Origin of the sequence: Vibrio sp. B183, assembly GCF_000740665.1 — a bacterium.
Classification (GTDB): domain Bacteria; phylum Pseudomonadota; class Gammaproteobacteria; order Enterobacterales; family Vibrionaceae; genus Vibrio; species Vibrio coralliilyticus.
Genome location: NZ_JPQB01000016.1, coordinates 31567 through 43912, shown reverse-complemented (window position 1 = coordinate 43912; position 12346 = coordinate 31567). Strand labels below are relative to the sequence as shown.

General features: G+C 42.7%; 13 protein-coding genes and 1 riboswitch. Of the genes, 9 read left to right on the top strand and 4 right to left on the bottom strand.

All coding sequences use genetic code 11. The features are described from left to right. Nucleotides 1-9: 9 nt before the first annotated feature. Nucleotides 10-1383: an alanine/glycine:cation symporter family protein gene (locus IX95_RS18530; RefSeq protein WP_038162919.1), complete on the bottom strand. Its 1374-nt coding sequence runs from the start codon at nt 1381-1383 to the stop codon at nt 10-12. Nucleotides 1384-1492: 109 nt separating this feature from the next. Continuing rightward, a riboswitch (glycine riboswitch) is annotated at nt 1493-1597 on the bottom strand. 283 nt (nt 1598-1880) lie between these two features. Then, nucleotides 1881-3431, bottom strand: coding sequence for a carboxypeptidase-like regulatory domain-containing protein (locus IX95_RS18525; RefSeq protein ID WP_038162915.1), 1551 nt, complete (start codon nt 3429-3431; stop codon nt 1881-1883). Nucleotides 3432-3880: 449 nt separating this feature from the next. Between IX95_RS18525 and IX95_RS18520 the strand changes: the two genes are divergently transcribed. Beyond that, complete coding sequence (locus IX95_RS18520; RefSeq protein WP_021458463.1) at nt 3881-4123, top strand: hypothetical protein; 243 nt, start codon at nt 3881-3883, stop codon at nt 4121-4123. A gap of 45 nt (nt 4124-4168) precedes the next feature. Here the strand turns inward: IX95_RS18520 and IX95_RS18515 are convergent, their stop codons facing one another. Then, on the bottom strand, nt 4169-4507 hold the full coding sequence (locus tag IX95_RS18515) for a YggL family protein (RefSeq protein WP_019274577.1): 339 nt from the start codon (nt 4505-4507) through the stop codon (nt 4169-4171). Nucleotides 4508-4791: 284 nt separating this feature from the next. On the opposite strand from IX95_RS18515, the gene IX95_RS26695 reads away from it, so the two are divergent. The 4 genes from IX95_RS26695 to IX95_RS18495 all read left to right on the top strand — a co-directional run bounded on the left by IX95_RS26695 (nt 4792) and on the right by IX95_RS18495 (nt 8065). Next, nucleotides 4792-4950, top strand: coding sequence for a hypothetical protein (locus tag IX95_RS26695; RefSeq protein ID WP_019274576.1), 159 nt, complete (start codon nt 4792-4794; stop codon nt 4948-4950). A gap of 36 nt (nt 4951-4986) precedes the next feature. Beyond that, nucleotides 4987-5706, top strand: a complete 720-nt coding sequence (locus IX95_RS18505; RefSeq protein WP_216617305.1) for a chromosome partitioning protein ParA — start codon at nt 4987-4989, stop codon at nt 5704-5706. 140 nt (nt 5707-5846) lie between these two features. Continuing rightward, nucleotides 5847-7625 (top strand): putative bifunctional diguanylate cyclase/phosphodiesterase, encoded by a 1779-nt coding sequence (locus IX95_RS18500; protein ID WP_019274575.1) that lies wholly within the window; start codon nt 5847-5849, stop codon nt 7623-7625. A gap of 50 nt (nt 7626-7675) precedes the next feature. Further along, on the top strand, nt 7676-8065 hold the full coding sequence (locus IX95_RS18495; protein ID WP_038162908.1) for a ribosome recycling factor family protein: 390 nt from the start codon (nt 7676-7678) through the stop codon (nt 8063-8065). Between the two features lies 1 nt (nt 8066). Here IX95_RS18495 and IX95_RS18490 read toward each other — a convergent pair whose 3' ends face one another. Beyond that, nucleotides 8067-9032 (bottom strand): integron integrase, encoded by a 966-nt coding sequence (locus IX95_RS18490; protein ID WP_038162906.1) that lies wholly within the window; start codon nt 9030-9032, stop codon nt 8067-8069. Between the two features lie 266 nt (nt 9033-9298). On the opposite strand from IX95_RS18490, the gene IX95_RS18485 reads away from it, so the two are divergent. From IX95_RS18485 to IX95_RS18470, 4 genes are all read left to right on the top strand, one after another. After that, a complete protein-coding gene (locus tag IX95_RS18485; RefSeq protein ID WP_038162900.1) occupies nt 9299-9817 on the top strand; it encodes a hypothetical protein in 519 nt (172 codons plus the stop codon). 186 nt (nt 9818-10003) lie between these two features. After that, nucleotides 10004-10933: a hypothetical protein gene (locus IX95_RS18480; RefSeq protein ID WP_038162897.1), complete on the top strand. Its 930-nt coding sequence runs from the start codon at nt 10004-10006 to the stop codon at nt 10931-10933. Nucleotides 10934-11163: 230 nt separating this feature from the next. Then, nucleotides 11164-11703 (top strand): GNAT family N-acetyltransferase, encoded by a 540-nt coding sequence (locus IX95_RS18475; protein ID WP_019274908.1) that lies wholly within the window; start codon nt 11164-11166, stop codon nt 11701-11703. Between the two features lie 34 nt (nt 11704-11737). Next, complete coding sequence (locus IX95_RS18470; protein WP_038162894.1) at nt 11738-12268, top strand: GNAT family N-acetyltransferase; 531 nt, start codon at nt 11738-11740, stop codon at nt 12266-12268. Nucleotides 12269-12346: the final 78 nt, after the last annotated feature.

Here is a 12346-nt window from a genome sequence, read left to right as displayed (position 1 = left end):
TTTTATTGGTTAGCTCTGCATCTGAGGCTGCTTTAAGTTATCGACAGCGGCTGAGAAATACGCTTTCGTTTCCTCAATCACGACATGGCGGAGCAAGATCAAACCGATCAGGTTAGGCACCGCCATCAAGCCGTTAACGATATCAGCGATAATCCAAATCATATCGAGGTGTAGGAAAGCGCCTGATGCCACCAAAGCAAGGAAGATAACCTTGTATGGCAGAACGGCTTTGGTGCCGAACAAAAATACGACACAGCGCTCACCATAGTAGTTCCAACCCAGAATGGTTGTGAAGGCGAAGAAGATCAAACCAACAGAGACCAGAATAGGGCCAAGCGTTTCAGCATTCAGGCCAACAGCAAAAGCGTGAGTCGTCATCGCTGCACCGGCAAAGTCACTTTGCCACGCACCAGTCAGGATCAGTGCAAGGCCTGTCATCGTACAAATGATGATGGTATCGAAAAAGGTACCTGTCATCGAAATCAGACCTTGTCTCACACACGAATCGGTTTTCGCAGCCGCTGCTGCCATGGGAGCACTACCAAGACCAGATTCGTTAGAGAAAACACCACGAGCAATACCCGACTGGATGGCTAGCATGATGCTCGCACCAAGGAAGCCACCTGTTGCCGCTGTTTGTGTGAAAGCAGACACCAGAACCAGCTCGATAGCATTGAACAGTTGATCGCTATTGATGACAATCACGCTCAAACAAGCCAATACGTAGAACAGCGCCATCGTTGGAACGACTTTGCCAGCAACTTTAGCAATTGACTGAATACCACCCAGCGTGACAAACGCGACTAGTAGCGTCAGTACAACTGCGGATGCTTCGCGCGGCACGCCAAAAGAGATCTGGCTGGCGTCTAGAATCGCGTTTACCTGAGGGAAAGTACCAATACCGAAGCAGGCAACACCCAAAGCGAAGAAGGCGAATAGCGAAGCGAGCGTACGAGAACCCACCCCATATTGGAGGTAGTACATTGGTCCACCAACCATCTGGCCTTTGTCATCTACCTTGCGGTATTTAACAGCTAATAAGCATTCCGCGTATTTAGTCGCCATTCCGAACAGAGCAGCAAGCCACATCCAGAATAGTGCACCCGGACCACCAAGTTTTATTGCGGTTGCGACACCAACAATGTTACCTGTACCAATGGTGGCAGAAAGTGCGGTACAAAGAGCGGCGAAGCTTGAAACATCACCTGGTTTTTTAGAATCATCTTTGCTGAAAACCATTTTCAGTGCAGTCGGTAAGTGTCGAAACTGAAGTAAGCCTAAGCGAAAAGTAAAGTAGACACCGGTTCCCACTAATAGGATAAGCAGTGGTGGACCCCAGACAAAGCTGTCGATAGTTTTAAGTAAAGATTGAAGGTTATCCATGATTTCCCCTTAATTGATAAAGCATTACTAAGGAGAAGAGTGAAAGGGTAGAGACGGCAAGTCTCAACAAACGCTACAGGCAGAAAAGCGATCATAGCTAGGTTGTTCTTTTCACTCCTCTGTCCTTTTGCCTGAGAGTTTCACTACACACATTGATAGTATGAAGCTTGCTCCTTCGGCGACCGATTTAACGGTTCTCTCCAGAGGTTCCTCCAACTACAGTCCTCGCCGTTTTCACAGCACCTGAAAGATTTACTTCTTCGGTAGGTTATTTTGCCCAAATGTTAAAGTTTGGTAAATAACCACTCTCCTGCAGTCTTCATTGGAACGATTGCTCGCAAAGTGAGCAAAAGTTGGTTGATAGCACTGGTTGCCACCAACGTGTGAACTCTATCATTATTTTTGTGTAATTCAATCAGTTTTTGCATGAATAACAAAATGGGGGGAAATGAGGATAATTAGAGCCTTTGAAAGCTTCAAAGGCTCTTAGTTAAAACTTATTCTTTGTTTTGAGTGCGGATGCTAAAGATGGAATTTTCATCCACGAAGTCATACTCAATTTGCGAAGGGGTAACGTCACACATTTCAGAGATAGGCGTTAAAGTGCCGCTCGTACCATAGCGAAGATCAAATTGAATAAATCGACTAAAGACATTGTCTTGATCTCCTCTAGGAATCTCCTCTATATACATTTCAGTATCGCGGCAGCTTCCTGAGATGGTAATGGTGGTCGAAAACATAATCGGTTCTGAAATCGTTAAGTCTTCGAGAGTGACATCTCGATATGTTCGATTGAGATCAATGGTTTGACTAGTGTAAATCGCCCCAGCAAATTTTTCCGCGTAAAGGCTGCCACTCCAACCTCTTGGAACAGGTATGCTGTATGCGCCATTTGCGTCTGTTTTAGCGCTGGAGAAGTAGCCTCTTACATCTGCGTTTTGTACAGGGATACCATCCTGAGAGTACACGTATCCTTCAATGTTTACTTTTGAAGTCGGGCGCGTAAATAGGTGTGAATTGCTAATATCGCCAATCAATAAAGTGCCCGATTCAAACCCAAAACTGGAACCATACCTACTGCTCCCGTCTCCAGTCTGAAAAATTTCAGCGAGCTGCCAGGACAACTCTTTACCTTTTTGGATATCGAAACGATAAACTTTCCCTAGTGCGTCATCACCAATCATGAAGGTGGTACGATCTAGTTCTACGTCATGACCGAAATACCCTGTTTCGGTGTCGATATCCGCTTGCTTGATCGTCTGCTGAAGGCTCCAAGGTTCGTAAGGATGACGTCTCATGAAGACATGCACGTACGACGTTGTGTAACTACTTACGACTAGAAAGTGCTTATTCACGTCAAAGGCGAAACCAAACTGACTGGATTGAGTTGGGGTCTTATCCGGCGACTCAATGACATCACCTAAGTGCCAAGTATTAAGATCTCGACTGCGGAAAATAAAGATACGCTCTGCTGAAGATTCGCTGATGTACAACTCGTTGGCATAACGGCGAACAGTAAACCCTAAAGACCGATAAGTAGGGTCGGGAAAGCTATTGACGTCTAGCTTATCGACCAGTTGCCATTCCCCAGAGTTTCTGAGGTATACGTAAACGCTTCTTTGCTTGGGATCGGAAATTGTGAGTAGCTGGTCATCAAGGTAAACAGACTCACCAAATTGAGAAAGTTGCGGATCAACGTCGTCCGGCAATTCGATTGTGCTAGATAACGTCCAGTTTGGTTTGAATGCGCTCTCACGCTCGTACAGCCAAACTTTGTGCTCAGAGTTGGAACCGATAGCGATAAAGCGGTCTGTGTTGTAGACGTACTTATCGGTATATCCACTGCCGGTAACCGGAAGCTTTGGACCAAACTTCCAAACGCCAAAATCTTTAAAAATAATTTGGTTTTCGATGACGCCGACATTACGCGAAAGTGATGTTGTTCCTGATACCTTATCGATTTTTTGATAATCGGATAAATCAGGAAAATTGGGTGATGCATTTGTACCTAATGAAAGTAGGGCAGCGAGTAATGCTAAATATCGCATGGAGGTCTCTCCTCACTAATGAAGTAGTAATTCATGGTGGAATGAGACTTACAACAAGTTGACTACGAGCTAACTTAAGTTCTCGATGAACATCAGAGCAGGCGAAAAAGTTGAATCTCGTCGCTCTGAAGAAGTCATACTACATATAAAACAATCATCATATCAATAGTGTTTTGAGTAATTATACTAAATGATATATATGTAATTTTAACTCATTAAAATAATTGGAATTCAACTGGTTTAAAACTGTTGAGTGGAGTGTGTCGAGGGGGTTAAGTTGAGTTCGGTTTAAATAACTCTATAGTGTCCTTTTGACTTTATTTTTATGATGTCTTATTGACACTGTTTTTGTTGGTTTGATTTCTATTATATTGATTATATGAAGTTTTTAAAGTTGGCAAGAAGAATGCAATGTAGAGAGAAAAACAAAATAATCTAGTGAGGTCTCTATGTTTGCTCAACCAACTCGCACTACATTCAAAACACTTTTGACTGTTTCAAATATTGGACTGGTCGTCACTTTTCTCGCACTGGTGGTCAGCGTGCTGATTTCCTATCCATACGCTAGCGCCTTCAGCCTGAATGCTCAAATTGCCGCGCATATCAGTACCATTGTGATAGCTGCATTTTTGAAAGTGAGTTATGTCACCCGATGCTTGGCGCAATACAATCTAGGTTTGGAAGTGAAATAGATATGACATAGTAATAGCGCCCTGAGTAGGGCGCTATTGCAAAGCTTAGAAGTAGTTCGCGTCCACCAGTTCGCTCACCTGTACTGATTTCACATCAGCGCGTGCATCCAACCATTCTGCGACTTTTGCTTGCTGCTCTTCTGTTACGCTTTGGTATCTTTCTGAGTGACAAATAAAGCCTTCGAACAACTCTAGGCCGCCGCCACCAAAGCTTAAGCCAAGCGCATCGATGTAATCAATGAACTCATCAACAAACGCGTCGTAGCTATCAAAGTCAGTGATCGTTGTTTCACAGCTAACTTCGAATCCAAGCATCGCGAACTCACCCAAAAATAGCTTCTTCTGGATACGACGTTTCTTATTTTCTAACTTATATGGTTTCATTATTTTGCCTCAGACTTTCGAGTTAGCTCCTTATACCCCAAATTCCGTACAAGCCCAAATATAATTCTGTAATAGGCCCAAAATTTTAATGTTGTTTGGGAAAGGTCGCGTTTTGTTACGATTATTCGGCATGGAGGTGGAGGAAGCAGAGTTGGGAGTGTATATAATTAAATCAAATGAATATAAAACAAACCTAACTCTGACCCAATGCTCTTAAAAAATGGTATAAATGAACGAGTTAACAGATCATTGAGGTTCGCGCAGAGTCTGGCTAAGGAGATGGTATGACAAGATTGATTGCGATTGTTTTTTTGGTGGCATTAGCGTTTGTTCTGATCCGATATCGAACCAACGAAAAGCTGCAAAAATACGTCGTCGTTACTCTACTATCAGGCTTCTTCCTTTATACCGCCACGTTGGTGGTGACTGAACTCATGCGCTAAATCTGTAGGAGCAAAGAAGTGAACAACGAGTCTGAAATGGATAACAATGATGATGTGGTGGTTATCGAAGAAAGAGATAAACGCAGCTATTTATACATCATTATTGCTGGTGTCTTAGGACTAGCGCTGGGTGGGTTAGTTGGTTCCGTCGTCACGGCTGATAAATGGCAAAGTGCCTACAATGGGCTGGAAGAAAAATATCAGTTACTTGTAGAAGACAAAAAACAGCTGGTTGTCGAAGTCGAAGATAAAGTGGCGAAAGTGGATTATGAAATTGCAGCTAAGTTGCAACAAGCCATCGAGGAGCAGCAGCAAGAGCACGAAGATGCATTGGCAGCCCTACGTTCAGAGGTTTCTGAGCTGGAAAAAGTCAATTTATCTCTTGAGGAACAACTGAATCAGCAGAAGCAGAAGATTGCTGAAGCGAACCGAGAGAATAATCAACTGAATCGACAGGCTGATATGCAAGCAACGATGTTTGAGCGGTCACGAGAGTTATTCCAACAAGAGCTCAAAGTTAAGCAAGAACTGGAAGCATTAGAAAAAGAACGTGAAGAGCTCGAACCTAAAGTCAAACAGCTGAAAAAAGATTGTGATTTGTACCTATCAGGTACGTCATGGGATGCAAAATCTGACTCATGTGATAAGCAAGATGAAGCGAATTCACGCTTAAGTCAGGTCAATCAGATGATCAGAGTGCATCAGATGGATCTCAAACAAATGAAGGCACTTACAGACGAATTAGGTTTGCAGTAACGCTGTATTTAGATTCATATGAAACCTCCCTTCGGGGAGGTTTTTTTATGCCAAAAGTAGGCAATTATTGGATTTGTTACTAATTTTAATGAATAGACGACTAATCTCAATATACGTGGTCAAGCAGTTAAGGAAGCGGCGTGCAGAAGAACAATGGTACAGAGTGGGTACAAATCATTGCGAACCTTGCCTTTCTTTGCGCGGTAGGGGTTGTTTCTTATGGACTGGTAAATCAGGACCATATCTGGTCTCGAATATTCTTCATTTTTCCCGTACTAATGACCTTGGCTTTGATTGCCAAGGACCTTACTTTACGCCATCTATTTGCATTCTCCGCTGTGGCTATGTTCATGATTGGTGGGTTGGTTCAGCCATTTGAAATTGACCCAGTGAGAGACAGCTTAATACTCATCCCTCTGTGCTACATCGTACTTTTCCCAGGAACCTTATGGCCAATTGCTGTCGGTGGAGCTTTAGTTAATGGTTATCTTTACCAGCTGACTGCGACAGATTTACAGGTATTTATAAAGGTGGCGACAGAAGTCAGCGTCATCACGGTGTTTGCGACCATCATGGCGTATTTTTACGTCAAAGTGCGTGAACAGGCCATGGCTTATAAACAAGAGAGTGTGACGGACTATCTGACCAAATTGCCAAATCTCCATGCTTTCTATTGCGATATCAAACAAGTGAACAAGGACAACGCTGAGTACTTTGGCTTACTTCACATAGGGCTGGATGGGTTCAAAAACGTTAATGATCGTTTGGGATATCGTCATGGTGACATATTACTTGTGGCGTTTGCCAACCATATCAATGAGCTAATTGGAGGTTATGGAAAACTCTATCGTCTAGGAGGCGATGAGTTTGTGTTAATCGCTGAGTCTCATGATGTAGAGTTAGTTTTAGATGAGACGATTGAAATCCTACTTCGACACAAAAAGACGCTTTTTAATGTAAACAGTACCTCCCACAGGCTCGGGTTTTGTATCGGTGTAGCATTCGCCAGAGACGCAGTCGATAATCTCGATGTGTGGGTTAAAAATGCCGATTTTGCTTTATTTAAAGCTCGCTCAGAAGGCGCTGGTTCTGTGTGTTGGTTTGATGATGAGTTGCTTGGTGAAACGATTAGGCAGCATCAAATTGAAACTGAAATTAAAAACGCGCTGGCTAAAAACCAGTTTTCCTTGTATTACCAACCTAAAGTGTCGGCGACGACTTCAGAAGTGGTGGGGGCAGAGGCGCTGGTCCGTTGGAAACATCCTCAGCTAGGTTCAATCACTCCTGCTGAATTTATTCCAGTGGCTGAGAAAACGGCTCAGATCGTTCCCCTTGGGCACTGGGTTTTACGAGAGGCGTGTAATCAGATCAAAGAGTGGCATGATGCTGGTGTAGATTTGTGCGTGTCCGTCAATGTCTCAAACGTGCAGTTTGATCACACCGACCTGTTTAAAGTGATTTGCGAAATTTTGCGTGAAGTTCGTTTACCTTCACATCTACTTCAGATCGAAATTACCGAATCTGCTTTGATGAGTGACCCAGATGCAGTGACCGATATATGTGGGCAGTTGAGAGCACTGGGGATCTCTGTGGCGATTGATGATTTTGGGGTGGAGTATTCCTGTTTGCGTTACTTGAAACAGCTCCCCGTTGATGTACTTAAAATTGATAAGTGCTTTGTCGATGAATGCGCGATTCATGAAGCGGATCGTATGTTACTCAGAACAATCGTCCAGATGGGTCACAGTCTGAATATTAAGGTTATTGCTGAAGGCGTTGAAGACGAACAGCAGCTAGAGGTACTGCGTCAGGAAAACTGCGATGAGTATCAGGGCTACCTTTTCTCCCAACCTCTTTCAGGTAAAGAGTTCTTTTCGCTATTTAATGTCAGCTCTGACTCCAGTAAAGCCTCGGCATGAAGTGGATTGTCAGGTAGAGTATCTCGGTTATTCGTTAACTGAGCCCTGCAATGCCGTCAGAAAACCTTGTTATATCTCTCCCTTCGCTTATTCACAGAATTGGTAGTGACGCGAACAAGCAGCTGCGTGTTGTCGCTAAACAGCACGATTGTGAGCTCAAGCGTGTTCGCCGTTCGAGAAACTGGCAACTGATTGGTCAACCCGAGGCGCTACTCGACCTGTTTAATAACCTATCTGAGCAATCTACAGAATTCGACTTTGTGTTAAGCAAGTTGAATGTACAAATCAGTCAAAGTGTTAAACCACGTGAATCCACTGAAGAGCGCCTTAAGCGCATACTGCTTGCCGACCCGACAATCACGCTCACCGAGTTGATGGAACGCACTGGTTGTTCACTCTCAGAAGCTCGTACCGCTAGATTTGAGTCTGAAATCTTATAACTTAGTTCAGGTTATCTAGAGGGCTGGTGGTTCCTGCATAGTGTTGACCGATAACATGGGTGTAGATCTGTGTCGTCTTTACGTCATTGTGACCCAGCAGTTCTTGAACACTGCGAATGTCTCTTCCTGCCTGCAATAGGTGTGTTGCAAAGCTATGACGAAACGTGTGGCAAGTTACCTTTTTATTGATGGTCGTTTTTGCGACGGCACGACTCAACGCTTTTCTAATCACACTGCTATGAAGGTGATGACGAGAAGGATGATCACTATTGTATTGACTATGCGAAATAGAAGGAGAGGGGAAAATAAACACCCAAGCGAGTTTACGAAATGCGTTCGGATATTTTTTATGGATTGCGTAGGGGAGTGAGGGGCCGATCCCGTGTTTGTTGTCGGCAATTTGAACTTGCTCGGCCTGTTCAATCAACAGTTTCAGGACATCGACACACTGTTTACTAAGTAATGTCTGCCTGTCCTTTTTTCCTTTTCCATCTCTAACTGTAATGGATAGATTACTCAAATCGATATCTTGAACTCTCAGCCTTAAACATTCTGAAATTCGTAATCCACTTCCATAAAGCAGCTCGACGATAAGCTTTTCCTTTCCGTTTAGATGAGAAAGAACCTGCTTGACTTCATTTGGTGTTATTACAACGGGTAACTGCCTTTGCTTGGTTGCGTGGCGAAAGCCCAATTCTCCCAGTTCAATTTTGAGGAAGGCTTGATAAAGGTAAACCAGAGCATTTAGCGCTACTTTTTGTGTATTGATTGCCACATTGCGAGAGTTGGCTAAATAGGACAGAAATTGAATGACTTCCTCTGATCCCATTTGCATAGGGTGGCGTTTTCCGTGATAGAAAATATAAGACCGAATCCAGTACAGGTACGATTTTTCCGTTCGAATACTGTAACCACTTAGTCTCATGTGCTCACATACTTCTCTAAGAAAAGGACTTTTCTCAGGCATAACGCTTCATCATCTTTCTAGGCATTGTGTAGATGCGTTCATTTATAGCGTGTTTCCCGACAACAAAAGTATGACTTTAGGATTAATTATGTTGAGTTATCTAGGGTAACTTTTGAAAGGGAAGTTGATGCTTAACATAAAGCTCAATCTGCACGGAATGTTTCTGATTTCACTAAATTGCTAATTACCTTTGGTTAAGAAAGGAATCATTTTGTATAATTCCTTTTATTTTTCAGCTACTCAGCACCAATTCTAAGCAAATTATCATGCCTTTCTTTATTCTTATCGCGCTCCTTTTTGTTCTATTAACCCTCTTTGCCTTGTACTTCTATTTTGAAGCTAAACGGAAAAAGGAAGCCCAAGACGCGAAAAAAACACTGACCGTGCGTGTCGAAAAAATGAAAAAGCGATTCAAATCAGAAGCTCAGCAATGGGTGTTTTCTGGTGCCTTATCGAAGCAGGATGAGAGTACGATGATTCGATTGCCGAACTATTTTTTTGTTTTTCAGCCGATAACGCCTGAAAATGTAGAACATTACGAACAGTCATTAGAAAGCGTGTTATTGACGGTTAATGAAAAGGTGTTGCTTGTCCCTAATAATAGTGATGACGTCACTGCGCCTTGCGAGCCATTGTGTCAGTTTGTTCAGTCTCTACCATCTGCTGCTCAAGGCTACAATGCAAGTTTTTATCGTAATGATCTGCCTGTTCTCATTCAAAAGCTAAGAGATGCTGAGATTGAGCCATTAGATGAGCAGAGCCAAGAAGAGACAGAAGTTGCCTAAGAGCTTTTCATTCAAATGGAGAGCGCGTTATAGATTAAACCTGTCACATTTTACGATGTAACAACCTATAGCTATTTGTAAATCAATTGGTTTCTTCAATTGAGTATTTACATACCTTACTTGTGATTAATAGCATTAGTTAATTGATTTTGGATTATTAATAACAAATGGCTATAGGTTGATGTAATGAAAACAAAACTTCTGTTGGCTCTTCCCTTTTTCTCATTCGTCGCTGTTGCGAATACTAATCCTCACTTGGAAACGTTCAATACTCAAGTAAGTCAGACGCTATATAAAGGTCAGCGCTTGAATATTCCTGTTAACCTTTCACTACCTGCAGACAGACGCCACTTGGCAACATTAGGCTATGACAACAACCAGCCGTCTTCAATGGATTGTAAGATTAGTATTTACGATAGTGCGAGTACGTTACTGCATTATCTAGACTGTCGTGCCGGTATTGGTGAGCACACATTTGCTACGCCTATCGCTTACTGGCAGGATAATTATCGAGCTGTTATCTCTTTGTATAATGCAGATTTTTCTCAATCGAGTCAGCGATTTGAAGGGAATTTTCGTTTTAACTTTGGCGAAAGCTCGCGTATAGACAACGATCATCTACCGACATGGTGGAAGAAAACTTATAACTCAGTTGGACTCGATGCTAATACAGATTATGACGGAGACAACTTTAGCTTAATTCAAGAGTATTTTGGTAACAGCAAACCGAACGACGTAAACAGCTTTCCTGACCATGACCCTGTGATTGATTTTGACGAAACACACTCGGCAGGAACATCAATGTATGTCCGTTTTGGTCAGGCAGTGACGGATTGGATTGAAATTACCCCAACTTATAATAAGAAAGTGAAGTCTTTAGAGTTGGTCGTTGAAACAAATGACAACGCTCGAAATCAATCTGTTGTTGCATTCGTTCATGATGAAAATGGTAACCGCGTTTACCCAAGCTATCTGAAATTCCCAGGCCGACAATCTGTTGCTTTGGAACAACCGGTTGATGTAGAAAAGCTGAAGATAAAACTGGTTGCAAGGCACTACTCATCAAACATTTATGCTCACTATAAAGTGAAACTGAATGCCACGTTTACAGAGTAAGCTTTGAACTTCTCGAGAGAGCGCCAATGGGCGCTCTTTTTGATTGTTAGCCCTGCACTGACTTTTCGGAGTACGAGATTTTTAGCATTGTTAATGTCGGGTGATGAAACATCGATAAAACTGAGCTGCAATCTTTTGCTCTGAATTAGAAACAACGATAAAGTGCTGCCTATATAGCCACCAAACTCTCTGCCATGAAGGTGGACCCGTAAAATTAAGAAGGAAATTTTGTGTCAGATGCCGTGATCAATATTAGGCCCGCTAAGCCGGATGAGCTGGAAACCATTCATGCTCTTGTGGTATCCAACGATGAATGGACAAAGTTCAATGGACCCTATTTCCCATATTCGCATCCTTCACTTGAACAGTTTGAAAGGGGGTCTTTTCAACGAATGATAAAAGGTGAAGATCTTCAATTAGTGACGGTAAATGATGCCCCTGTTGGCACTGTGAGTTGTTATTGGGAATGTGAAGAAACACGCTGGCTCGAAGCTGGAATTGTCGTTTACGACTCTGCTTTTTGGGGAAAAGGAATAGCAGCGACTGCAATTCCTCTTTGGGTTACTTATTTGTTTAAAAACAAGCAAATAGAGCGAGTTGGGATGACAACGTGGTCCGGAAACCCTCGCATGATGTCACTTGCACTCAAGCTTGGTTTTCAGCAAGAAGCTCGACTGCGAAAAGTAAGATACTTCAATGGCGAGTATTATGACTCAGTTAAATACGGAGTATTGCGTTCAGAGTGGCAAAAACTCCACTCAATAAGTTAACCAATTATTATCTACATGTTTAATGGTGACTTTTATGGAAACACAAAGGATTAAATTAACCCCGCCTTCTTTAGAATATTCAGAATCCATGTTTACTGTTATTGAAGATAGCAAAGAGGAGTTTGCTCCTTTTCTCCCTTGGGTCACGGATTCACTAACATTGACCGATATCGAAGAAAACACCAAAACTGCGTTAGTGAACTTTGAGCAGTTTGTCGATGAGTTTTGGTTCAACATCATCGAAAAAGCAAATGGGCATTTTATCGGTGCAATAGGCTTTATTGTTAGAGATAAAAGTGTCCCTTATTTCGAGATCGGATATTGGCTACGCACCTCAGAGACAGGAAAAGGGTACGTTACAGAAGCTGTTAGTCTGGTTGAGCGATACGCATTTCAGGTTCGTTGTGCGAGGAGACTGGAAATAAAAATGGCTGAGTCAAATATTAAAAGTCAGGCCGTGGCAACGCGGTGCGGTTATCACTTTGAAGCTTGCTTGGTCAATGGCAGACGACTGCCTAGTAGCGATTTGGATAACACCTTAATCTATGTGAAAACACAATTATAGCCATTTTTCCGTCAAGCTAAACTGGCCTTAGCTTGACGAAAAAAGCGATACCAACCTTGGTATCGCTCTAAGAGGGCG